At 71.3% G+C, this 24,039-nt stretch carries 17 protein-coding genes, 1 tRNA gene and 1 pseudogene; 7 read left to right on the forward strand and 12 right to left on the reverse strand.

What is annotated here, in order from left to right; translation table 11 throughout:
* Positions 1-160: 160 nt before the first annotated feature.
* A complete protein-coding gene (locus IG62_RS0113275) occupies positions 161-1,351 on the forward strand; it encodes a cation diffusion facilitator family transporter (protein WP_030801381.1) in 1,191 nt (396 codons plus the stop codon).
* 160 nt (positions 1,352-1,511) lie between these two features.
* Here the strand turns inward: IG62_RS0113275 and IG62_RS0113280 are convergent, their stop codons facing one another.
* Positions 1,512-3,305, reverse strand: a complete 1,794-nt coding sequence (locus IG62_RS0113280; RefSeq protein WP_030801383.1) for a S9 family peptidase — start codon at positions 3,303-3,305, stop codon at positions 1,512-1,514.
* Positions 3,306-3,575: 270 nt separating this feature from the next.
* On the opposite strand from IG62_RS0113280, the gene IG62_RS0113285 reads away from it, so the two are divergent.
* Positions 3,576-4,409, forward strand: a complete 834-nt coding sequence (locus tag IG62_RS0113285) for a class I SAM-dependent methyltransferase (protein ID WP_030801386.1) — start codon at positions 3,576-3,578, stop codon at positions 4,407-4,409.
* A gap of 184 nt (positions 4,410-4,593) precedes the next feature.
* Positions 4,594-5,676, forward strand: coding sequence for a hypothetical protein (locus IG62_RS0113290; protein ID WP_078871983.1), 1,083 nt, complete (start codon positions 4,594-4,596; stop codon positions 5,674-5,676).
* A gap of 105 nt (positions 5,677-5,781) precedes the next feature.
* On the opposite strand, the gene IG62_RS0113295 is transcribed toward IG62_RS0113290, so the two are convergent.
* The 3 genes from IG62_RS0113295 to IG62_RS0113305 form a co-directional block, all read right to left on the reverse strand.
* A complete protein-coding gene (locus IG62_RS0113295) occupies positions 5,782-7,074 on the reverse strand; it encodes a cytochrome P450 family protein (protein WP_030801392.1) in 1,293 nt (430 codons plus the stop codon).
* A gap of 108 nt (positions 7,075-7,182) precedes the next feature.
* Positions 7,183-7,884 (reverse strand): TetR/AcrR family transcriptional regulator, encoded by a 702-nt coding sequence (locus IG62_RS0113300; protein ID WP_030801394.1) that lies wholly within the window; start codon positions 7,882-7,884, stop codon positions 7,183-7,185.
* Positions 7,885-8,166: 282 nt separating this feature from the next.
* On the reverse strand, positions 8,167-8,616 hold the full coding sequence (locus IG62_RS0113305) for a DoxX family membrane protein (protein ID WP_030801396.1): 450 nt from the start codon (positions 8,614-8,616) through the stop codon (positions 8,167-8,169).
* A 276-nt stretch (positions 8,617-8,892) separates the two neighbouring features.
* On the opposite strand from IG62_RS0113305, the gene IG62_RS0113310 reads away from it, so the two are divergent.
* On the forward strand, positions 8,893-10,110 hold the full coding sequence (locus IG62_RS0113310) for an amidohydrolase family protein (protein ID WP_030801398.1): 1,218 nt from the start codon (positions 8,893-8,895) through the stop codon (positions 10,108-10,110).
* A gap of 115 nt (positions 10,111-10,225) precedes the next feature.
* Here the strand turns inward: IG62_RS0113310 and IG62_RS0113315 are convergent, their stop codons facing one another.
* From IG62_RS0113315 to IG62_RS0113330, 4 genes are all read right to left on the reverse strand, one after another.
* Entirely contained in the window at positions 10,226-10,714 is a 489-nt protein-coding gene (locus tag IG62_RS0113315; protein WP_030801400.1) for a hypothetical protein, read from the reverse strand.
* 190 nt (positions 10,715-10,904) lie between these two features.
* A complete protein-coding gene (locus tag IG62_RS0113320; protein WP_030801403.1) occupies positions 10,905-11,666 on the reverse strand; it encodes a glycosyltransferase family 2 protein in 762 nt (253 codons plus the stop codon).
* 5 nt (positions 11,667-11,671) lie between these two features.
* Positions 11,672-12,460 carry a GntR family transcriptional regulator gene (locus IG62_RS0113325; RefSeq protein WP_030801405.1) on the reverse strand — a complete coding sequence of 263 codons (789 nt, stop codon included), beginning with the start codon at positions 12,458-12,460 and terminating at the stop codon, positions 11,672-11,674.
* 334 nt (positions 12,461-12,794) lie between these two features.
* Positions 12,795-17,021, reverse strand: coding sequence for a WD40 repeat domain-containing protein (locus IG62_RS0113330; protein WP_037838288.1), 4,227 nt, complete (start codon positions 17,019-17,021; stop codon positions 12,795-12,797).
* A gap of 989 nt (positions 17,022-18,010) precedes the next feature.
* On the opposite strand from IG62_RS0113330, the pseudogene IG62_RS50095 reads away from it, so the two are divergent.
* Positions 18,011-18,235, forward strand: a pseudogene (locus IG62_RS50095) (DUF6333 family protein); the annotation flags it as partial.
* 26 nt (positions 18,236-18,261) lie between these two features.
* A complete protein-coding gene (locus IG62_RS50100) occupies positions 18,262-18,441 on the forward strand; it encodes a DUF6333 family protein (RefSeq protein ID WP_420711064.1) in 180 nt (59 codons plus the stop codon).
* Between the two features lie 317 nt (positions 18,442-18,758).
* Here IG62_RS50100 and IG62_RS0113335 read toward each other — a convergent pair.
* From IG62_RS0113335 to IG62_RS0113350, 3 genes are all read right to left on the reverse strand, one after another.
* A tRNA-Pro gene (locus IG62_RS0113335) sits at positions 18,759-18,832 on the reverse strand.
* A gap of 12 nt (positions 18,833-18,844) precedes the next feature.
* Positions 18,845-19,582, reverse strand: a complete 738-nt coding sequence (locus IG62_RS43230) for a hypothetical protein (RefSeq protein ID WP_051798030.1) — start codon at positions 19,580-19,582, stop codon at positions 18,845-18,847.
* A 173-nt stretch (positions 19,583-19,755) separates the two neighbouring features.
* Positions 19,756-20,682, reverse strand: a complete 927-nt coding sequence (locus IG62_RS0113350; protein WP_030801414.1) for a metallophosphoesterase — start codon at positions 20,680-20,682, stop codon at positions 19,756-19,758.
* Positions 20,683-20,945: 263 nt separating this feature from the next.
* Between IG62_RS0113350 and IG62_RS0113355 the strand changes: the two genes are divergently transcribed.
* Positions 20,946-21,410: a GatB/YqeY domain-containing protein gene (locus IG62_RS0113355; RefSeq protein WP_030412583.1), complete on the forward strand. Its 465-nt coding sequence runs from the start codon at positions 20,946-20,948 to the stop codon at positions 21,408-21,410.
* Positions 21,411-21,623: 213 nt separating this feature from the next.
* Here the strand turns inward: IG62_RS0113355 and IG62_RS0113360 are convergent, their stop codons facing one another.
* Complete coding sequence (locus IG62_RS0113360; RefSeq protein WP_030801415.1) at positions 21,624-23,822, reverse strand: transglycosylase domain-containing protein; 2,199 nt, start codon at positions 23,820-23,822, stop codon at positions 21,624-21,626.
* Positions 23,823-24,039: the final 217 nt, after the last annotated feature.

Genomic DNA, 24,039 nt, shown 5'->3' on the forward strand with positions numbered 1-24,039 from the left:
AGGAGTCCGTCTCGTGGGCTCGGAGATGTGTATAAGAGACAGCCTCCCGGTCGCGGGGCCGGCCCCCAGCCTGCGATCGGTACCTGCAACGCCATTGCACCTGGTCAGGGGGCGTACGACCGTTGTAGCCGCAATGGAATCGGTGTGCCACGGTAGCCCCATGGCAGGCAACCGCACCCCCTCGCAACGACCTGGCCACACCCACCCGCACGGCCATGACCACGCTCACTCCCCGTGCGCCGGTGAAGGCCACGGCGAGAGCCCCGCCCACCCGGCGAACGGCCATGGCGGCGGCCCCCACGGCCACGTTCACGCCCCCGGCCACTCCCACCCCCGGCTGACGTCCTCTCCCGGGCGCTGGGGGCGAGTGCGGCATCAGCTTGGTCATCTGCTCACCCCACACAGCCATGCGGCCGCGGACAAGGTGGATGCCGCGATGGAGACCTCCCGGGAGGGCATGCGCACGCTGTGGCTCTCGCTCGGGATCCTCGGGGTGACCGGACTGGTCCAGGCGGTCGTCGTCGCGCTGTCGGGCTCGGTGGCGCTGCTCGGTGACACCCTCCACAACGCCGCGGACGCCCTGACCGCTGTGCCCCTCGGCATCGCCTTCGTGCTCGGCCGCCGTGCGGCGAACCGCCGCTACACCTACGGCTACGGCCGCGCCGAGGACCTCGCCGGTATCGCCATCGTTCTCACCATCGCCGCCTCCTCCCTCCTGGCCGCTTACGAAGCCGTTGACCGCTTGCTGCACCCCCGTGAGGTGACCCATCTCGGGGCGGTGGCCGTGGCCGCCGTCGTCGGGTTCCTCGGTAACGAATGGGTGGCCCGCTACCGCATCCGCACCGGCCGCAAGATCGGTTCCGCGGCCCTGGTCGCCGACGGGCTGCACGCCCGCACCGACGGTTTCACCTCCCTCGCCGTCCTCCTCGGTGCCGGAGGTGCAGCTCTCGGCTGGCGCCTTGCCGACCCCCTCATCGGTCTGCTGATCACTGCCGCCATCCTCGTCGTCCTGCGGGACGCGGCCCGCGAGGTCTACCGGCGGTTGATGGACTCCGTCGATCCCGAGCTCCTCGACACCGCGGAGACCGCCCTGCGCACGGTGGCCGGGGTCCGTGGCGTGGGCCAGGTCCGCATGCGCTGGATCGGTCACACGCTGCGTGCCGAGGCCGACATCGTCGTCGACTCCCAGCTGACCGTGGTGCAGGCCCACGCCCTCGCCGTCGCCGCCGAGCACGCACTCATCCACGCCGTCCCCCGGCTCACCGCCGCGACCGTCCACACCGATCACACGACCGAGGGCTCCGGGGTCACCGACCCGCATGCCGCCCTCGCCCATCACGCGGTGGCCTGAGCCGTGCTCTTCTGTTCTCCTTTCGGGGAGTTCGGCCCTCTTTCTGGCGTCTTGCCTTCTGCCTTGTTTCTTCCTTCGGCCTTGCCGCCTTCGGCCCTACTGCCTTCGGATGTCTGCTGGTCAGGCGGTCAGGCGGTCAGGCGGTCAGGCGGTCAGGCGGTCAGGCGGTCTGGCGCCGGGCGGTCAAATAGCGCTGGGTGAAGTCGAGTTCCAGGCGGACCTGCTTGATGCGTTCCTCGACGACGAGGGAGCCGTGGCCCGCGTCGTAGCGGTAGACCTCGTGCGGGTGGCTGCGCTGTTCCAGGCGCCGGACGTAGTTCTCCACCTGCCGGATCGGGCAGCGGGGGTCGTTGACGCCGGCGGAGATGTAGACCGGGGCCCGCACCGCGTCCACGTACGTCAGGGGGGACGAGGCCTCGAAGCGCTCCGGGACCTCCTCGGGAGTGCCGCCCAGGAGGGTGCGGTCCATGGCCTTGAGGGCTTCCATCTCGTCGTTGTACGCCGTGACGTAGTCCGCCACCGGTACTGCCGCGAGGCCCAGGGCCCAGGCCTCCGGCTGGGTGCCGAGCCCGAGCAGTGTGAGGTAGCCGCCCCAGGAGCCGCCGGCCAGGACCAGCTGCTCCGGGTCCGCCAGGCCGGAGCTGACCGCCCACTCGCGCACCGCGGCGATGTCCTCGAGCTCGATCAGCCCGACGCGGTGCTTGAGCGCGTCCGTCCAGGCGCGGCCGTAGCCCGTCGAGCCGCGGTAGTTGACGCGGACGACCGCGAAGCCGTGGTCGACCCACGCCGCCGGGGACGAGGCGAAGGCATCGCTGTCGTGCCAGGTCGGGCCGCCGTGGATGTCGAACACCGTCGGGAAGGGGCCGTCGCCCGCAGGCTGCTGCACCAGGGCGTGGATACGGCCGCCGGGGCCTTCCACCCAGACGTCCCGCACCGGCACCGACCCGGGCGCCTTCATGCCTGGCGGGTCCAGCACGACCGCACCGCTCGTCGAGCGCACCTCCGGGGGCTGCGCGGCCGATGACCACAGGAACTCGACCGTTCCGTCCGGCCGTGCCGTCGAGCCCGAGACCGTGCCGGCCGGGGTCTCGACGCGGGCCAGTATCGCGCCCGTCGGCTCCTCTCCGAGGTCGTACCGCCACAGCTCGCTCCGGGCCTGGTACTCGTGCTCCACGAGGAGTGCCGAGCCGTCCGGGTACCAGTCGGCACCGACGTCTCCCGGGAGGTCGATCTCCAGGGCCGTCTCCTTGCCGGTCAGCGGGTCCCAGATCATCGGCTCCCAGCGGCCCCGGCGCTGGTGTCCGACCAGCAGCCGGGAGTCACCGTCCACCGGTGCGAAGCCCAGCACCGCCAGGCCCAGCTCCTCGGTGCCGCCGTTGGTGTCGTCCAGCTCGGCGACCGTGGAGCCGTCGGGCCGGACGACGCGGATCGCGGAGTGCATCGCGTCGCCGTGCTCGGTGTGCTCGATGGCGATCAGTGAGCCGTCGTGCGCGAGATCACCGACGCCCGCCGACTCGCGGTGGCGGTAGATCTCCACCGGGGGTTCTCCCGGGCGTACGACGTGGATCGTCGAGCCGTCGTCGTCCGTGGAGCGGCCGACGATCGCGGTGCCGTCGCGGCCGATGGCCAGCCCGCCCGGGTAGGAGGGGGCGAGCCCAGGGGTGGCCGGCTCGTCCGGGCCGCCGGCGAACGGCTGCCGCATCCAGACGCCGAACTCGTCCCCGTCGGTGTCCGAGAACCACCAGATCCATTCGCCGTCCGGCGAGAGCGTCCCGTCCGTCGTGCCGTTCGGCCGGTCCGTGGCCTGCCGTTGGGCGCCGGTCGCCCGGTCCCAGGCGTACAGCTCGAAGGTGCCGGTGGCGTTCGAGACGAACAGGGAGCGGTCCGGGGCGTCCTCGGCCCAGTCCGGCAGCCCGATCCGCGGGGCGCGGAAGCGCTTCTCCCAGTGGGGCATGTCCGCGGTGTCCGTGGGGGACAGGTCCGCGGTGTCCGTCTTCGGCGAGCCGGCCGGGTCAGGTGCCGACGCTCCCGGGCCCGTTATGGGGTCGGCCGAGTCCGTCAGCGTCCCGGAGGAACGGTGGGAGCGGTCGGGGTCGGCCGAGGAAGGGGTCGGGGCGGGGGAGCGGTCGGGGCCTGCGGTCGTCTCGTCAGTCATGGGCCCATTCTGCGCCCGGCGCTCGAAATGCGTTGGCGAGGGCCACAACCCTGTGGATAACTTCGCGATATGCGAAAACACACCGGCCCCGACGACTGGCGGGAGACCAATCGCGCGAGGTGGGACGAGCGAGTGGCCATCCACACCGCGAGCGATTTTTATGACCAGGAGCGCTTCCGCCGGGTCCGGGACGTGCTCCGCGACTTCGAGACCGCGGAGGTCGGAGACGTCACCGGCCGGACCCTGCTCCACCTCCAGTGCCACTTCGGGCAGGACACGCTTTCCTGGGCGCACCGCGGCGCCGCCCGCGTCGTCGGCCTGGACTTCTCCGAACCGGCCGTGGAAGCCGCCCGCGAGCTCGCCGCCGAACTCGGCTACGGACCGGACCGGGCGGCCTTCGTCGCCGCCGACGTCTACGACGCCGCCGAAGCCGCCCCCGACGCGTCGTACGACATCGTCTACACCGGTATCGGTGCCCTGAACTGGCTCCCGGACCTGGAGCGCTGGGCCGACACCGCCGCCTCGCTCGTCGCGCCCGGAGGCTTTCTCTACCTCGCCGAGTTCCACCCGCTGGCCGACAGTCTCGACGACGAGACCGGCGCCCGGATCGTCCACGACTACTTCAGCCGTGACGCCTGGGTCGACGAAGTGCCCGGTACGTACGCGGACTTCGAGGCGCCGACGGTCAACAACCGCAGTGTCGAATGGCAGCATCCGCTCGGCGACGTCGTCTCCGCGGTGGCCGGCGCCGGTCTGCGCATCGACTTCCTGCACGAGCACGACATGACCATGTTCCAGCGGTTCGCCGCACTCCGGCGGGGCGACGACGGGTACTACCGCTTTCCCGGGGACCGTCCCCGCGTTCCCCTCATGTACTCGCTTCGGGCCAGCCGTCCTCGTTGAGGTGCGTTCCTTCGGACCCGTCGGCCCGGGCCCTGGGGCGGTGCCGTTCCCCCGCCCCGGCTAGTGTGTCGGACCGGTCCCGGCCGGTCAGGCGGCGACGACGGGTACCGGGGCAGAACATCGCAGGACGTCGCAGGACGACGCGGAACATCGCAGAACAACGCAGAACAACGGGGGATTTGCCGTGCGGAAGCCGATACGTATCGCGGGTGCCGCGGGTCTCAGCGCGCTCATGCTGCTGGCCGTGGGATGTGGCGGGCCCGGTAACGGCAAGGCGGCGCCGGGGCCGTCGGAGGCCGTGACGCCCGCCAAGCCGCTGCCCATGAAGGCCACGCCCCGTCAGGCCACCTGGACCGACTCCGACGACAAGGCGCACCCGCTGCGGATCACCCCGACGCGGCTGGCCCGCGGCTCGGACTCCGACCTCTCGCACATCCGGCTGGACGACGACCTGAAGGGGAAGGTGCCGTACTACCTCACCTTCTCCTACACGAACACCGGCAAGAAGACGGTGAAGAACCTGTCACCGGAGCGGAACTTCTCCGTCAACGGGGCCGACGGCCAGCCCGCCCAGCCGGTCTCGCTGTTTCAGTCCAACCCGTTGGCCACAAGCTCCGGACTGCCGCCCGAGTGCCGTGAGGGCGGCACCTCGCAGCTGGCGGCCGGCGCCTCGGCCGCGATCTGCCAGATCTACATGCTCCCCAAGGGACAGCCGCCGACGACCGTCTCCTACAAGGACGACGGGGGTGACACCCTCATCTGGAAGGTGGGTGAGGGCGGCGCCGCGGGCGGTTCGTCCGACGGGATCCTGCCGGCGGGCAAGCCGGCCGACGGTGTCACGGAAGACAGCAGCAAGCGGCCCGTCTCGCTGCGGATCACCCCGAAGAGCGTGCGCGCCGGCTCCCTCGCCGACCTGAGCCGCTTCGACCTGGACGCGGACCAGAAGAAGATGGTCCCGTACTACGTGACCATGCAGTACCGGAACAGCGGCAAGTACGACCTGCTGCCCAGCATGAGCGACGGGGTGACGCTGCAGACCGCGGCCGGCCAGACCGTGCAGAAGCTGACGCTGATCGACATCGGCGGCCCCGGCGTCAGCCAGTGCCCGGAGGCCGTCCCCAACAAGATGGTGAAGCCGAACGGCGTGGTCACCGAGTGCTCCATCCACCTGCTGCCGAAGGGCGACGCGCCGACCGCGGTGATCTTCAACGGTGAGGGAGAGGGCTCGCACCAGGTCACCTGGCGGGCCTCGGTGGCCGGCAAATAGCGCGCTACGAACCGAGGGACGGACCCGAAGAGGTGGCGGGGCGGCCGGCCGCCCCGCCACCTCTGGGGTGTGGTTTCGCCCCCCGCCCCGGCTCGTGCGTGATTCTCAGTTCAACCGCAGCGGCAAGGACACCAGCCGCCAACTTCCCGGGACCTGCGCACGTTCCAGGCGTTCCGGTTCGACGGCCAAGGAGACGTCGGGGAAGCGTGCGAGCAGCTTCCCGAGGGCGACCTCGCCCTCCTGTTTGGCCAGCGTGGCGCCGAGGCAGTAATGCGGTCCGTGGCCGAACCCCACGTGGTTCTCGGCGTGGCCCGCGGGATGGCGGGTCAGATCGAGGCGTTCCGGGTCGGTGTAGTGGCGGGGATCGTGGTTCGCCGACACCAGGATCAGCTGCACGGCGTCGCCCCTGCGGATCCGGGTGCCGGCGAGCTCGACGTCCTCGGTGGCGTACCGCAGCTGCGTCAGGTGCACCGGTCCGCACCACCGCATCAGCTCGTGGACGGCCCGCGGGAGCAGGGCCGGGTCCTCCTTGAGGAGGCGCAGTTGGCCGGGATGGGTGAGCAGCGCCGCCGTGCCGTTGCCTATCAGGTGGGCGGTGGTCTCGTGACCGGCCAGGACGAGGGTGAGGACCATGGTGACCATCTCGACGTCACTCAGCCGGCTGCCGTCGTCGTCATGGGTGCGGATCAGCTCGCTGAGCAGGTCGTCGGTGAGCGCGCCGCGCCGTTCCCGGATCAGCCCGTGGATGTGGTCGATCATCGCGGGGAACGAGACGCTGAGCCGGTCCGGGTGGAGTGAGACGAGGTCGGCTCCCCATTGACGCCATTGCGGGCGGTCGGCTTCCGGTATGCCGACCAGTTCACAGATGACGGTGATGGGCAGCGGGTACGCGAAGTGCTGGATCAGGTCGACGACGCCGTCCTCGGCGTGCTCGGGGAGCCGGTCCAGCAGGGCGTCCGTGATCTCCTCGACGCGCGGCCGCAGGTTGGTGATCTTGCGTGCGGTGAACGCCCGGGAGACGAGACGGCGCAGCCGGGTGTGGTCCGGGGCGTCGTTGTTGAGGATCGATCCGAGCAAGTAGACCCGAAGGTGCTCGGGGAAGCCGAGCATGTCCAACAGCCGCACCGTGGGCGAGTCCTCGGGCCTGGTGCCCAGAGAGGAGGCGACCGGGTTGTTCGCGAACCGCGGGTCGCGCAGGACCTGCCGGACCTCCTCGAAACGGGTCACGAACCATGCGGGCGAGTCGTCCATGAACCGGCCGCGGACCACCGGACCTTGCTCGCGCAGCGCCCCGTACCCGCCGTAGGGGTCGCTGACCAGCGCGGGGTCCATCAGCTGTGGCTCGCCCGGGTGTTTCCCGACGTGCGCGGCGAGCGGGGAGCGGGGTAATGCCGACATCTTTCGTTCTCCTCCGGTCGGGAGTGGGTGAGGCGGCTGAGGTCGGTCACCGGCCGCCGTCTCCGGCCGCCGCCGCGCCCGCCGCGGCGACGTACCTGCCGCTGGGTCTCAGCGGCGTACCTGGCGGTCGATCTCACGGGCAGAGAGGTCCGCCAACCGCTCGTAGAGGGGGATGACTTCGGTTACGGCCGCGGTGGCGGCGTGGTGTGCGTGGTCGGGGGCGGTTTCGAGCGTGCTCCGGACCGTTCGGGCCAGGATCTCCGCACGCGTCTGTGGGGTGTCCGGGGCCCGCTCGTGGAGCAGCGTCTCGGCGGTGAAGAAGCCGGTGGCGATCGCCAGCAGCGCGTACTGCTGGTGGCGTACGTCCGTGTCGGTACGCACCAGACCGTGTGCGCGCAGCACCTCAAGATGGCGCCGCAGGGTCCGGTCGGCCTCGACGATCAGCTCCGCGCACTCCTTCTTGGCGTGGTCGTTGAGCCGGCCGAGGACGTCGCAGTCGTCGGTGTACAGGGCGCGCAGCACGGGCTCGGTGAGGAAGTCCTGGAAGCGCTCCCGCATCATCCTGCTCGGCAGGACCTCCAGCGGATCGGCGCGGAGCCGCGCCACGTGCCGTTGCTGGCTGCGGGCCTGTGCCTTCAGCATGACGGCGAGGAGCAGTGCGTCCTTGGTCTTCCAGTGCAGGTAGACCGTTCCCTTGCCCACCTTGGCGCGCCGGGCGATCTCCTCGATCGTCACCCGCGCGTACCCCCAGGCGAGCAGCAATTCTCCGGCCGCCTCAAGGATCCGCTCACCGCGCTCCGCCCGCTCCACGCCCTCTTCCCCCTCCCCCCGCACCCCGGTCGGCTCTGCGCCTGTCCCCTTGAGCCCGGCTCGTGGCCCTGACCCCGTGACCAGATCTGAAATCTGGTCACGAAGGCCAGGTTAGGTACGGCGGTGCGGAGGCCGTAAGGCACTTTCCGGACAGCGGACAGCGGACAGCGGACGGGAGTTGGGGGGCGGGGGGCTGGAGGACGGGGGTTGGGCGGGTACGAGTGGCCGAGCGCGTCGCCGGGCCGGCACCCCGGCCCCCTGTTCCGGTAGCGGGCCGAGCCGCTACAGGAACAGGCCCAACGCCCCGTCGAGCGACCAGCTCTGCCAGCTCATCGCCGGAAGGCCGGCGACCGAGATCAGCGCCATCATCAGGTTCTGGCCCTGTTCCGCCCAGTCGTGGATCATCAGTGCCAGGTAGATCAGATTGAGCACGGCGCCCGCGACCAGGGCTATCGGCGTGAGGAAGCCCGTGATCAGGCCGAGGCCGAGGGCGAGTTCGGCGTAGGCGACGAGGTACGCCATCAGGCGGGGCCGCGGCTTCACGAAGCGGTCGAAGCTCTTGCGGACGACGGGCCACCGGTGTTCGGCCGCGATGCCGGCCGCCCAGGCGATGCCGCCGCCGGCGAACCAGGTCTTCTTGTCCTTGTGCCGCCAGCTCTCCAGCCACCACAGGCCGAGGCCGATCCGGAGGACCGCGAACCACTCGGCGCCGCTGAGCCAGAACGTGTGCATGGCCATGTCCATGTCGCCTCTCGATTCGTCCGCAACGGGAACGTGAGCTGATGGTGCGTCAGATCAGTCCGGCGTGTGCAAGTTCAGCGGGCGACGGCTCATCCCGCAAGGGGTGCGGCGCGGACCGTAAGGGCGGCCGTTCCGGTGCGGGGAGTCGCCGGACGGGGAGTTGCCGGGCGCGCTTGTCGTCGCGAGGGGGAGGTCATAGCCTCAGAACTGATGGGTCGTCAGATTCGGGCCCGTAGTGACTCACCGGCGGGCAGTTGGGGGTACAGCGTGATCAGCAACGAGAGCGGCACGGCGGAGCTTCCCAAGGTCATCAGCGTGGACGATCACGTGATCGAGCCGGCGCACCTCTTCGAGACCTGGCTTCCGAAGAAGTACCAGGACAGGGGGCCGAAGCCGTTCACCGCGGGCATCGGTGAGCTGGCGTACGAGGGCGGGAAGTACCGGTTCACCACGGACCCGGACGGTCAGATCACGGACTGGTGGGAGTACGACGGGCAGATCTTCCCGTACAAGCGCATCATCGCGGCCGTGGGGTTCTCCCGGGACGAGATGACGCTGGACGGGATCACCCGGGAGCAGATGCGGCGCGGCTGCTGGGACCCCAAGGCGCGGCTCGCGGACATGGACCTCAACCACGTGGAGGCGTCGCTCTGCTTCCCGACGTTCCCGCGCTTCTGCGGCCAGACCTTCGCCGAGGCGCGGGACAAGGAGGTCGGGCTCGCCTGCGTCCGGGCGTACAACGACTGGATGGTGGAGGAGTGGTGCGGGGACAGCGGCGGCCGGCTGATTCCGCTGTGCCTGATCCCGTTGTGGGACATCGACCTGGCGGTCGCGGAGATCCGGCGCAATGCCGCCCGCGGGGTACGGGCGGTGACCTTCAGCGAGATCCCCACCTACCTGGGGCTGCCGTCGATCCACTCCGGGTACTGGGATCCGTTCTTCGCGGCGTGCGAGGAGACCGGGACGGTGGTGAACATGCACATCGGGTCGTCGTCGCAGATGCCGGCGGCCTCACCGGACGCCCCGCCCGCGGTCCAGGCCGCGCTCTCCTTCAACAACGCGATGGCGTCGATGATGGACTTCCTGTTCAGCGGCGTGCTGGTGAAGTTCCCGCGCCTGAAACTCGCATACAGCGAGGGCCAGATGGGCTGGATCCCGTACGCCCTGGAACGCGCCGACGACGTCTGGGAGGAGCACCGGGCCTGGGGCGGGGTGAAGGACCTGATCCCCGAACCGCCCTCGTCGTACTACTACCGGCAGATCTTCTGCTGCTTCTTCCGGGACAAGCACGGGATCGAGGCGATCGAGACCGTGGGGGTCGACAACGCGACGTTCGAGACCGATTACCCCCACGTCGACTCGACCTGGCCGCACACGAAGCAGGTGGCGGCCGAACACATGGCGGGCCTGCCGGACGAGGTGACGTACAAGCTCTTGCGCGGGAATGCGATCCGGATGCTGGAGCTCCCCTTCGACCAGGGATGAGGGCGTTCCAGGATGTTCCGGAGGGGCGCGGTCCGGCACCGCGTCGCGGCCCGGGCCCGGGTCCTCGCGGTGCCGGATTCCTCGCGGTGCCGGACGGCCGGGAAGGGATGAGGGCCTACGTCCAGCCGGCGGCCGTGGCTGCGGCGACGGCGTCGGCCTCGGCCGCTTCCGCTTCGGCGTTCAACGGGTCACTGGCACCCCAGCCGTCCCGTCCGGCGGCCCTTCCCGCTGCCAGGGATGCCTTGAGGGCGGCGTCGTACGCGGCGTCGCAGAGTTGGTTGATGCCGTGGGAGCGGGCTATCTGGGCGGCGAGGACGGCGGCCGCGGCCGCGTTGCGTGCGTGCCGGGCGTCCGCGGCGGGGTCCGGGCTGCCCGCGGTCAGTGCGGCCACGGCGTCGGCGGACAGGCGGAGGGCGTTGGCGGCCTTCGCGGAGGCCGCCGCCGGCACGGCCACTACGGAGCCGGGGTCCGTCGCGAAACCGGCGAAGCGGCAGGCGGCGGCCGTACGGGCGGAAGCGCTTCGGGCGCGGGCGGTGTGCCTCTCCCTGAGGGCGTCCTGCGAGGTGTTGCTCTGGCTTTGCTCGTCTCCACGGAGCTCGGTCATGGCGGTCTCCTTGCCTGCATCGGCTGTCGTTGTCGGCCGCGGATACGACGTCCGCCGGGGCCGACCAACGGGTGCCGCGCAGGGTGGCACGCCGGGCATCAACAGGCCAGAGGCACGACTCCGGAACCGCTCGCTCGCCCCGCGCCCCCTGGCCATCTCCCCGCAGCCGTCAGCCGTCAGCCGTCGCCCCTCAGCCGTCGGCCCTCGGATAGCGCCAGTTGACGTGCGCGAGCGCGCGTGCCCGGGCCTCGGCGATCGCCATCCGCGCATGGCGCTCCGCGGTGTCCGTGTGGGAAGGCTGGCTGGTCGCCTGGCCCGGCCACTTGCGGTAGAGCAGGCCCACCTCCGAGGAGAACCAGCCGCGGCTGGTGGCGTTCAGGGCGAGCAGCAGACCGGTGTCCTCCGAGGCGGGGAGGGCCATCCAGCCGCCGAGGGCGAGGAGCAGGTCGCGGCGCACGAAGAGGGTCGCCGGGTGGACCTGGGCGCGGAAGTCGTTCGCCTTCCAGAAGTCGAGGACGGCGCCGCGCTCGATCGGCCCCGCCTCGGGGTCGCCCGGGAAACCGACGGTCGAGCCGTCGGGCAGCAGGTCGAGGGCGCGGGACGTCGCCCAGCCGAGGCCGCGGTCGCCCTCCAGGGCGGCCAGGTCGCGGGCGAGCGCGCCGGGCGCCAGCTGGTCGTCGGCGTCCAGGACCTTGAGGTACTCCCCCTCGGCGTGGGCCAGGGCGAGGGTGCGGGCGACACCGGGGCCGCCGGCCCGTCCCTGGCGGAAGGTCACCCGCGCGTCGTCGGGGACGTACGGGGCGACCTCGTCGGTGCGGCCGTCCTCCTGGACGACCCAGTGCCACTCCCATCCTTCGGGGAGTTCCTGTTCGCGGAGGGACTTGTACGCCTCCGGGAGGAAAGGGGCCGAGGGGGCGTGGACGGCCGTGACGATGATGATGCGCCGGCGCACGGCACTCACCACCTTTCCAGGGGAGTGGTGAACAGCATTTCCGTGCGGTCGCCGGGCAGGACGACGTGCGAGACGTCGACGATCCGGTCCTGGATGTCGATCGACGTCTTGCGGAGTACGAGTACCGAGGTGCCGGGCGGGAGCTCCAGCTCCGCCGCTTCCTCGGGCGTCGGCGGGCGGGCGGTGACCCGCTCCTCGATGCGGTCGACCTCGATGCCGACGGTCGAGAGCTGGGCCTGTGAGCCGCCCGGCCACGGTTCGTTGGCCGGGTCGAGCAGGTCCGGGTTCGCCGCGATCAGGTCGCGGACGAGATAGGACGTCACCAGGCTGAAGGGGGCGCTCTCGGCCGCGCAACGCGTCCGGTAGGAGCGCGCGAGGAGAGGGGTGCCCTCGGGGAGGCCGAACGCCGCCGCGAGCTCCTGGTCCGCCGTGGTCTCGCGGTACGCGGCATGGAAGATCAGGTCGTCGACCTGCAGGCCGGTCTCGTGCTCGGTCGCGCCGGTGCGGGCCCGCTCCTCCAGGGGCCGGCGGGCGCGGTTCTTCTCCCACTGGTGGCGAAGGTTGGTGCGTACGGTCGTGGTGCGGGGGCGCCGGACGAAATTGCCGCGCCCGTGCTGCTTCTCGATCAGGCCCTCGTCGCGCAGCACCCGGAGCGCGTCCCGGACGGTCGGCACGCTGCGTCTGAACTCCTCGGCGAGCTTCGCCTCGGCGGGCAGTCGGTCTCCGGGCCTCAGCTGACCTGCGCGGATGGACTGCCGAAGCCGGTCGGCGATCTGCTCGTACGCCACTGCCATCGGTCTCACCGTCCCGCTCGTTCGGTGCTCTGTCGCTCAGGACGACACCAGGCTACGACTCATAAAGAGGTGTTGACGAGTTGGAAGGGGTGAGCCGGGAACGGTGGGAAGGGGCCAGGGCGGAACGCGAGCAACCCAGGGTTTACAGCCGCGTACCAGGTTCAACAGGCGTAAATCGGTAACAGCAGGCATGAAAGCGCCCGATCGCTGGCGACGGGGGATGCACCAGCGATCGGGCTGCGGCCAAGAGTAGCAAGGCTGTCAGCACGACGGGAGTCAACTGCTGAACCCGGACCCGGAGTTGTGATCGGAGTCACGTAGACCCCGGTCGTCGTCACGCGCCGCACGGTGGCTCGTACGAGAGGTGGGGCAGGTACTCGCGCCATTTCTCCGGCGTCAGGACGCCCCGCGTGGTGGAGCAGATGCGGCGGATCGCCGGATCGGGGTCCAGGCTCCACAGCCGGAGGGTGCCGGCACCGCTCGACACCCCGAGCAGGTGGCTCTTGGGGCTGAACGCGAGGAAATTCCCGGTCTTGGCGTTGGGGCTGGTCGCCTGGCCGATGGGCGTGGTCCGGGACGGGAACGAGACGTTCCAGAACCGCACCGAGTTGTCGTCGCCGCCGCTCGCCAGGATCCGGCCGTCCGGGTTGAACGTCAGCGACACGACCGCTTCGGTGTGGCCGGTGAGCGGCGGGCCCAGCGGCGCCGCGCTGCGGGGGTCCGTGACGTTCCACAACCGGACGGTGTCGTCGTCGCCGCCGCTGGCCAGCGTGTGGCCGTCCGGGCTGTAGGCGAGCACGTTGACGGGCCCGAGGTGGCCCCGGAGAGGGGGGCCGGAGCGGGCGGGACGACGCGGGTCGGACACGTCCCACAGCCGGATGGTGCCGTCCGCACTGCCGCTGGCGAGCGTACGGCCGTCCGGGCTGAAGGCGAGGGAGTTGATGAAGCCCTTGTGGCCGGTGAGCGGCGGGTCGAGCGGCACCACGTGGGAGGGGTCGCTGACGTTCCACAACTGGACGGTGCGGTCGTCGTAGGCGGTGGCCATGGTGCGGCCGTCGGGGCTGTAGGCCAGTGAGTCGGGGCCCGCGAAGCGGGTGTGCAGGGTGAGGGGCGGCCCGGCCGGGACCGGGCGGGCCGGATCGGTGACGTTCCACAGGTACACCATCCGGTGCCCGGTCCGTACGACGAGGATGCGGCCGTCGGGGGAGAAGGCCATCGAACGGTGGTAGCCGTCCGCCTGCATGAACGGTCTGCTCAGGGGCACGGGCCGGCCGCGGGTGTGCACGTTCCACAGCCGGACCCGGCCGTCCCGCGCGGCCGTGGCGAGCACCCGCCCGTCCCGCCGGAACGTCCCATTCCGGCCGATCATGTCCGAGGCCGGTATCGACCACAGGCGGGCCTTGCTGTCACCGCTGCCGGTGGCGAGGGTCCGGCCGTCGGGGCTGAAGCCGAGGGCGTACATCTCGCCGCTGCTGCCGGCGAGGGGCTCGCCGACCTGCGACGGGTACGCCGGATCACTGACGTTCCACAGGCTCGCCGTGCTGTCCGCGCTGGCCGCGGCGAGCATCCCGCCGCCGGGGCTGAAGGCGACGGACCAGATGGGACCGGTGTGGCCGGTGAGCGGCGAGCCGATCGGCTTGGCGTGCTCCGGGTCGGACACGTCCCACAGCCGGATGGTGTCGTCCGCGCTGCCGCTGGCGAGGGTGCGGCCGTCGGGGCTGAAGGCCACCGAGTGGACCAGGTCCGTGTGGCCGGTGAGCACCCTGTCGATCGGCTTGGGGTGCCGAGGATCGGACACGCCCCACAGCCGGATGGTCTCGTCGTCGCTGCCCGCCGCGAGCGTCCGTCCGTCGGGGCTGAACGCGACGGAGCGCACGGCGGAGGTGTGGCCGGTCAGCGTGGCGAGCGCCTTCGGACGGCGCGGGTCGGCCACGTCCCACAGGCGGACGGTGTGGTCGTCGCCGACGGAGGCCAGGGTGTGGCCGTCCGGGCTGAAGGCGACCAGGTAGATCGTGCCCTGGTGGCCGGCCAGTGGCGGGCCGAGCCGGGACGGGTGACGGGGGTCGGTCACGTCCCACAGCCGGATCGTGCCGTCGTCGCCGGCGCTGGCGAGGGTGTGCCCGTCCGGGCCGAAGACCGCGCTGCTCACCCAACTCGTGTGGCCGGTCAGGGGCTTGCCGAGCGGCTCGGGGCGGCCCCGGTCGCGCACGTCCCACAGCCGGACGGTCCGGTCGTAGCCGGCGGTGGCCAGGGTCCGCCCGTCGGGGCTGAACGAGGTGAGGTAGACGGCACCGGTGTGGCCCCGGAGCGGGGTGGCCAGCGGGGCGTTCACGATGGAGAGCAGCCGGTTGTTCGCACCCTCGTCGTGGGGCCGCAGGTGGTGTGCCACCAGGTCGAGTTGGGCCGAGAGGGACGGGTCCGTGTACTGGGCGCGATCGGCTTCGGTGAGCACCTGCTGGAACACCGAGTCGTCCCGCTGCTGCCACGCCACCACCGCCGAACCGAGCGCCAGCATCGCCATGACGACCACGGCCGCCACCGCACCACGGCTGAGCCACACCGTGCGCCGGCGCAGCCGCACCGCGGCGGCCAGGAACTCCACCGCGCTGCGGGTCAGAAACGTGTCACCGGCGGATTCCGCCCAGCTGCGGGCCTGCTCCAGCCGGGAACCCCGGTAGAGGAGCGAGGTGTCGCGGTTCGAGCCCTCCCAGGCCCTGCCGTCCTCCTCCAGCCGCTGGCGCAGCAGATTGCCGTTCCGGTCCTCGTCGATCCAGTCGCGCAGCCGGGGCCAGGCGTGGAGCAGCGCCTCATGGGTGATCTCCACGGCCTCCGCGTCGAGCGTCACCAACCGGGCGTGCACCAGCGCTTCGAGCGATTCCTCCGTTTTGTGCGGATCGGTCGACTCGTCCGCCAGCTGGCGCCGCGTTCCCCGCCTACGGGTGGCCTGGGTGTCCTCGCCCAGCCGGACCAGCCTGAGGAGGAGCAGCCGTGCGGCCGTGCGTGCCGTCGGGTCGAGACCGGACCAGGCCCGCTCGGCGGTCGCCGCCACCGCCCCCTGGATCCCGCCCGCCGCGCGGTAGCCGGCCAGGGTCAGCCGCCCCGCCTTCCGCCGCTGCCAGGTGGCGAGCAGGGCGTGCGAGAGCAGCGGCAGGACGCCCGCGTCGTGCGCACCGTCGGGCCCGTCGGCGCTCACCTCCCGGACGATCAGTTCCGCCAGCCCCGGTTCGAGTTCCAGCCCCACAGCCTTGGCGGGACCGGTCACCGCCTCTCGCAGCTCCGCGCTGGTCAGCGGACCGAGCACCATGTGCCGGTGCTGCAACGCATCGGCCAGTTCGGGATATCCGAGACATTTCTCGTAGAAGTCGGCGCGTATGCCGACGATGACGAGCGCGGGTGCCGGGTCGCCGGAGGAGGGGGGCCCCTCCTCGTCGACCGAAGTCGAGAACGCGGGGGAGGGCGTGCACGCGGCGTGGAGGACCTGGATGAACGTCCGCCTCGCCGCCTCGTCGGAACAGAGGGTGAACGCCTCCTCGAACTGGTCCACGATCACCACCGGCCGAGCAGCGACCGCCGCCCCCCGCCCCGCCCAGCCCGAGACGGCTTCCCGCACGGCGCGCGCGAAGTGGGGGGTGCCGGGGTTCGGCGGGGGACTGGGGTTCGTTGGGGGGCCGGGGTTGGTTGTGGTGCTGTCGGCCTTGGGTTGGGTGCGGGGACTTGCCGGGGTGTCGGGCTTGGGCGGGGTGGGGGGAATTGTTCGGGTGTTGGGCTCCGTGGCCGCGTGCTCCGTGTCCCCGGGCTCGGTGGCCGCGGGCTCCGGTGCGGTGGGGGCGACGGTGGGGAGGACGGTGGGGACGACGTCGGCGAGCTCGGGAATCCGGCTGATCAGCTCTCCGAGCGGATCAGCCCCCGGCACGAGCTGCAGCACCTCCCGCGCCCCACCGCCCGTGTCCTCGCCCCCCACGCCGCTCCGCAACGCGGGCACCAGCCCGGCGTTGAGCAACGACGACTTCCCGGCCCCCGAGGCGCCCACGAGCATGACCAGACCGCCCGTCCGCTCCGCCGCGCGGAGCTGGGCGATGAGGGCCTCCGTGCTCCGCTCCCGGCCGAAGAACCACCGGGCGTCCTGCGGACGGTACGACGCCAGCCCGCGGTACGGGCACACACCGGGTACGGGCGCGGCCTGGTCCTGGGGGCGTTCCTCCTCCTGCGCGGACGCCACGGCACGGTCGCCGACCGCCCGCTCCCACAGACGCTGCCACTGGGCCAGGTCGTACAGCCCCGTGGACACCGGCACCGGCCGCAAGCGCCGGGCCTGGGGTATCAGGACCTGCAGCACCGCTGCGAGGGCGGCGAACTGCGCGGGCACGTTCTTGGCCCGTCGCCAGTCGCTGATCCGCTGGACGGACACCCGCACCGGCCGCCCTCGCTCGTCGACCCGCTGCAGCCGGACGACCGCCTCGGCCACCTTCTTGAGGGGAGGGTTGCCGGCCTCCTTGTACAGCAGCGCGAGACGCTCGGCGAAGGCTGAGCGTGCCCCTGAGTCGGAACTCAAGGCCTCCACTCCTTACTTCCCCCGCGGCTGGACATCCGGACCGGAAAACTCACCTTAGCGGGCTGACCTGTGGTTAAGCCCCCGGCCCGACTCCGGAATCTCCTCGCGGGCACGCACGACTGGCAGTATCACGTGCCAACGGCGCAGCACCCGGGCCTTGCCCGGCCGGGCGAAACCCGGCCCTCCGGAGCAACGACTCCTGACACCTGTTCCCGGCCACCGTCCGCCGGAACCACCAGCCGGTGGTGACGGCCGGGACGCCTCAGCACGAGGACCCGGCCCGGCCCGGACTGCCGCCGCGTCGACCACGGTCCGGCCAACCCGGATCCGCGCCGGTACGGGGGGCGCGGATCACCGCCGCCCGCGCTGTTCGGCACCGGTCCCCACGAGGGGAGGGACCGGCGCCGAATGGCGCGGCGTTGTTTCCCGGGGGTTCGGGACGAGGGCGCCGGGCCGAAGGTGCCGGACCGTGACCGTGGTGCCGAAGGTGCCGGACCGTGACCGTGGTGCCGCTTCCAGGTCCGGCGTCAGGCCGGCGCTCCGGCGTTGCCTTCCGGATGCGCATCCACCACATCAGCCTGCCACCGGCAGCGACCAGGGCCGCGGCCATACCGGCGTAAGGCCGACGGGGACACCGGAGCCGGTGTGAGCTAGATCACCCCCCGGGTCGTCCCCCGGAGGCCGGCTTGACCCGCCGTCACCAGCGGGCGGGGTGCTCCTGCCCGGGGTCCGTGTGGGATGTATGACGGTTGGGCCGCTTGACCGTGATCTGATCCCGGCCGCAGAGCGGCTCACCGGGCCCTGGGTGACGGGATTCCGCGCGGCGGACTTCAGGCCGAGCGGTGCGTCCAGAACGTAGATGCCGCCGTCCTGCTCGCGGACCTTGGCGGGCCTGACCTCGCCATCAATTCGTCTGCCTCGTAAGGAAACACAGCGCCCCTCGTGAATCCGCCACCCTGGCCCAGGTGTCAGTGGTGGCGCCTACGGTGGCGTGATGAGTGACCCCGATTTCTGGAGCTGCCCGCTCGACTCCAGGGTCTGGGGGGGTCGGGGACTGTGCCCTCACCTTCGTCCTGCCCCCCTTCCCTGACCCCGCAGCGGAATTCGCCGCTCATGGTCCGTCGAGGGTACGGGAGTTCGCGAAAGCTTCCGGAACAGTCGATGAGGTCCTCGATGAGGTGCGGTCGGCATCGGCATCGGCTGCGGAACCGATGGCTCTGGCGACACGGAAGGATCGTCGGGTCGGCACATGTCGACTGCGGGGAGACCCACGCCGAGGACGCTACAGCGACCGGAAGCGCTGGGACGCCTTGCGTTGGGCCCGTACAACCCGTGGGACCGCGCCGACCTTCATACGTCGGTGTTCCGCGTCCGGCACACCGAGTCCGCCACGGCCCTGAGGGAAGAGACCTGGCTCCCTGATACGTAAAAGGGGCCGCAGTCACAGCTGCAGCTCACAAGGGCCCGCCCTACGGGCCCCCATGGCGTCCACTCCACCCACTCCGCCGTTCGTCACCTTCGTGGCAGAGAAGATCCTCGGCAGTCCTCAGAGGTGAATTGGGAGCCGGATGCGCGAACACGCAACCACGGACCGCCGCGTGAGACGCTCGCCACACCTTGCCGGCGACCGCGTGCTGGGCCACCCACACGAAGATCTTCTCCGGCATGTCTCCCGGGCGATCCCAGAAACGGATCAGGGGCCTGATCCGCGATGCGAATCAGGCCCCTGACCTGGTGTTCCTTCAGTCGGGGTGGCGGGATTTGAACCCACGACCTCTTCGTCCCGAACGAAGCGCGCTGCCAAGCTGCGCTACACCCCGAAGCAACGAGCTCTACTTTAGCGGACCGATCCCCGTAGGCGAAATCCGGTTCCGGGAGAGACGTGGGGAGGGCCTGACCTGGTCGATCGCGATGGTGATCACGGGGAGGAGGCAGCTCGCCAGGGCGGTGGTGAAGGTGGTGGTGAGACTGCCGGGGCGGGTGCCTGTGGTGGCGGGGAGGGCGAGGGTGGCGGCGAGGTAGAGGAAGGGGTACACCGGCCACTGCCAGGCGTGGCGGGGGCGGAAGCCGCGGGGTGTGGTGAGCAGAAGCCAGTCGGCGAGGGCGGCGAGCGGGGTGAGCGTGGTGAGGAGGAGGGAGGAGAGGGAGGAGAGGGAATGGACGGGCGTGCCGGGGGTGGGGCTCGGGAGGGCGAAGGCGGTGGTGGAGATGGCGGGGAGGGCGTGGTGGAGGACGGCGGTGAGGGTGAGGAAGGAGAGCGCGGCGCCGGTGAGACCGGGGCTCAGGGGGCGGCGGCCGGTCCAGGCGCGGTGGGCCGAGGCGGCGGAGACCAGGGCGGCGGCGAGGCCGGCCTGCGCGGTGAAGGAGGCGAGCAGGCGGGCGGGGCCGGGGATGGCGACGGCCCCCAGGACCAGGCCGGTCAGGGCGGTCGCGGTGATCAGGAGGCGGTAGACGGCGGCCAGGCGATGGCGGGTCGCGGGGGCGACGGCCGCGGCGGGAGTCCGGGCGGCGGCGCCGGCCGGACCGGTGGCGTGGCGCGTGGACTGCGAGGTCCGGTTGGGGTCGGACATTCCTCCACGTTAGGGGGAGGGGCCGCAGGGAGGGGAGAGGCCCCCTCCGGGCGGTTCGCCCCACCAGGAGGAAGGCTTCCGGGATGGCCCTTCGGGCGGTTCGCCCACCAGGAGGGAAGTCCCTTTGGGCGGTTCGGACGCCCGGAATGGCCGCCCCGGATCAGGCGTGCGTGTCAGTCGCGGGCGGTGAGGGTGAGGAGGGTCGCTTCCGGGGGGCAGGCGAAGCGGACCGGGGTGTAGCGGTTGGTGCCGCAGCCGGCGGAGACGTGGAGGTAGGAGGTGCGGCCGGCGGCGGTGTGGGTGGACAGGCCCTTGACCCGGTCGGTGTCGATGTCACAGTTGGTGACGAGCGCCCCGTAGAAGGGGATGCAGAGCTGGCCGCCGTGGGTGTGGCCGGCCAGGATCAGCGGGTAGCCGTCGGCGGCGAAGGCGTCCAGGGAGCGCAGGTACGGGGCGTGGACGACGGCGAGGGACAGATCGGCGCCGGCTTCGGGGCCGCCGGCCACCTCGGCGTACCGGTCGCGCTTGATGTGCGGGTCGTCCAGTCCGGTGAGGGCGATCTCGACGCCCTCCAGCTTGAGGCGGCCGCGGGTGTTGGACAGGCCCACCCAGCCGGCCGCGTCGAAGGCGTCGCGCAGTTCTTCCCACGGGTTGTGGACGGCGCCCACCACGGGAGCGTTGCCGTTGAGGCCGTGGCGGCCCTGGACCCGCTCGATCAGGTAGCGGGCCGGGTTGCGGAGCTTGGGGCCGTAGTAGTCGTTCGAGCCGAAGACGTAGGCACCGGGGAACTCCATCAGCGGGCCGAGCGCGTCCAGGGTCTCCGGGACGCCCTCGGGGTCGGAGAGGTTGTCACCCGTGTTGATGACGAAGTCGGGGCGCAGCCCGGCCAGCGACTGCAGCCAGCGCTGCTTCTTGCGCTGGCCGCTGACCATGTGGATGTCCGACACCTGCAGGACGCGCAACGGGCGCATACCGCGCGGCAGTACGGGAACCGTGACCCGCCTCAGGCGGAAGGAGCGGACTTCGTAGCCGGCGGCGTAGGCGAGGCCGGCCGCGCCGACTGCGGTCAGGGTCAGGGGTACTCCGTATCGCGCGCGCATGGGTCCCATCGTTGCAGAGTGGCGAGGGGTCGGTACACCGGGAGGGGCGGGCCGGGCGCGTACAGGTGCCGTCGTGGACAGGGCGCCGGCGCGTGCAGGGGGGCCGGTGCGTACGGGTGAGGGCGCGCGTACGCGTACGGGTGGAGGCGTGTACGGGTGGGGGTGGGCCCGGAGGCTTGGTGGGGCCCGGGGGGCCGTGGGCTCGCGGCGGGGGCGGGGAAAAGGCGCGGCGGTTGTCGGTGGGTGGGGGCATACTCGACGGCATGACCACGCTCAAGTCCAAGCTGCAGCACGACCTCACCGAAGCGATCAAGACGCGCGATGAGCTGCGTTCCTCCACCCTCCGTCTCACGCTGACCGCGATCCAGAAGGAGGAGGTCGCGGGCACGGAGGCGCGCGAGCTGTCCGACGGCGAGGTCGAGAAGATCATCGCTCGGGAGGCGAAGAAGCGCCGGGAGGCCGCGGAGGCGTTCGAGCAGGGCGGCCGGAGCGAGTCGGCCGCGCGGGAGCGCGCCGAGGGCGAGCTGCTCGCCGACTACCTCCCCAAGCAGCTGACCGACGAGGAGCTGGAGTCGCTGGTCGCGGCGGCGGTGGCGGAGGCCAAGGGCAGCGGCGCCGAGGGACCGAAGGCGATGGGCGCGGTCATGAAGATCGTCAACCCGAAGGTGGCCGGGCGCGCCGAAGGCGGCCGGGTGGCCGGAATGGTGAAGAAGCTGCTGGCCGGCTGAGCGGTCCGGATGCAGGCCCTCGCCCGCAGGCGTTACGGACGGAGGCGCTCACCCGCGGCGTGCGGACCGAGCCCCTCACCCGAGGGGTACGGACGAAAGTCCTGGCCGCTCGCCGGGTGAAGACGAGGTGACGGACGAGGGGCCGCCCCAGCACCGGCTGGGGCGGCCCCTCGCTTGTCTCTCGGTCCCAGGAGGCGGGCGCCAACCGGGCCGCTACCACCCGCCGTTGCCGCCACCCAGGATGTCGGGCCAGCCGGGGAGGTGCCAGCCGCCGCCGGGCTTGTTGTCGCCGCCGTGGCCGCGGCCGGGCTTGTGCTTGCCGTTGCCCTTGTCGTCGCCCGAGGCCTTGTCCTTGTCGGGGTCGTCGATCGGGACGGTGGGCAGGACGGGCGCGGGCCGGCCGGCCAGGGCGCCGGTCATCGCGTCGCGCCAGATGGGGCCGGGGGTGTCGGCGCCGTAGACCTTGTCGTGGGGTACGCCGCCGATGGTGATGTTGTACATCTTGCGCTGGTGCTGGGGGTCGCCCACCCAGACGGCGCCGGCCGCGTTCGGGGTGTAGCCGACGAACCAGGCGGCGTAGCGGCTGTCCGTGGTGCCGGTCTTGCCCGCGCTGTCGCGGCCCTTGAGGCCGGCCTCCTTGCCGGTGCCGTCCTCGACGACGCCCTTGAGGAGGGTGTTGATCGTGTCCGCGGTCTTCTTCGACATCGCCGTACGGCAACTGGTCCGCGGGACCTTCAGGGCGCGGCCGCGGGCGTCGGTGATCGACTCGATGGCGACCGGCGAGCAGTACTCGCCGCCGTTGGCGAAGGCGGCGTAACCGGCTGCCATGGTCAGCGGAGACATCTCCTGCACCCCGAGCGTCATCGACGGAACTTGCTGCAAGGGCTTGCCGTCGGCCCGCTCGATGCCCATCTTCTGCGCCATCTTGACCGCGGGGCAGATGCCCATGTCGCTGATCAGCTGCACGAAGTAGGTGTTGACCGACTTCGCGGTCGCCTCCTTCATGGCGTACGGGCCGACCTCTTTACGGTTCTCGTTCTGCGTCACGTCGGCGGAGGAGCCGTGCCACTCGCCGTCACAGGTCTGCACCGGGCTCGGGTACGGCATCCGGTACGGCGAGGGGTACTCCTGCTCGGGGCTGGTGCCCTGCTCCAGGGCGGCCGCCGCGATCACCGGCTTGAAGGTCGATCCGGGCTGGTAGCCGGCGCCGCCGCCCATGTCGTGGTCGACCGAGAGGTTGAGCATGGTCTGGTTCCCGCGGAAGCCGTACGGCCGCGACTGGCCCATGCCGAGGATCTTGCCGGTGCCGGGCTCCACGATGGTCGCGGCGGTGGCGACCGGGTCGTCCTCGTAGACGTGCTTGCCGATGGAGGCCTGGATCGACTTCTGGGTCTGCCGGTCGAGGGTGGTGCGGATGGTCAGGCCGCCCTGGTCCCAGCGCTTCAGGCGGGACTTGCGGCTCTTGCCGAAAGTCCTGTCGCTGAGAAAGACCTTGCGAATGTAGTCGCAAAAGAAGCCGGCGCCGTCGGTGGCGGTGATGCAGCCGTTCTTGGGCCGGCTGATCGCCAGCTTGATCGGCTTCTTGGCGGCCGCGTCGGCCTGCTCCTGGGTGATGTTCTTCAGGTCGGCCATCCGCTGCAGCACGGTGTTGCGCCGCCGGGTGGCCTCCTGCAGGTCGTTGACCGGGTCGTAGCGGCTCGGCGACTGGACGATGCCGGCCAGCAGCGCCGACTCCTCCAGGTTCAGGTCCTTCGCGTGCTTGCTGAAGTACCGCTGGGCGGCCGCCTCGACGCCGTACGCCTGCTCGCCGAAGAAGGTGATGTTGAGGTAGTTCTGCAGGATCTTGCGCTTGCCGAGCTCCTTCTCGATCTGGATCGCGTACTTGAGCTCCTTGACCTTGCGGCCGATCGTCTGCTGGGTGGCCTGCGCGACCTTGTCCGGGTCGTCGCCGGCCTCCTCGACGAAGACGTTCTTCACGTACTGCTGGGTCAGCGTCGACGCGCCCTGGGAGACGCCGCCGGACTGGGCGTTCTTGTTGAGCGCCCGCAGGATGCCCTTCACGTCGATGGCACCGTGCTGGTAGAACCGCGCGTCCTCGATGGCGACGATCGCCTGCTGGATGTACGGCGACATGTTCTTGAGGCTCACGACCGTGCGGTCACGGGAGTAGACCTTGGCGATCTCGTTGCCGTCCGCGTCCTGGATGGTGGTCCGCTGGCTGAGCGGTGGCGTCTTGAGGTTCGCCGGGATCTCGTCGAAGCCTTCGACCGAACCCTTGGCGGCGAGGCCCAGCGCCCCGGCCGCCGGCAGCGCGATACCGGCGAGCACCGCTCCGGCCAGGACGCTGACACCGAGGAACCTGGCGGTCCGCTGCGTCGTGGACAGACCCCCGCCATCGCGCTTCTTAGCCATGGGGGCAGCCTAATCCGTTGCCACATACGTGCGGACGGAGCGGGGGGTGCGGGGCCGCTCGCGCACCGGATGGTGACTTCGCAGCGGTGCGGTCGTGACCTCGGCGGCGAGCCGCACGTGTTCTCCGTCCCCGGCCGGGCCGACCTCCGGGCCAGTCGCGAGGCGATCTTCGTATCCGGCCGGAACTGATCTCCGTGCTCGGCCGGATGTGATCCGT

It is taken from the genome of Streptomyces sp. NRRL S-337, assembly GCF_000720175.1.
GTDB classification, from domain to species: domain Bacteria; phylum Actinomycetota; class Actinomycetes; order Streptomycetales; family Streptomycetaceae; genus Streptomyces; species Streptomyces siderophoricus.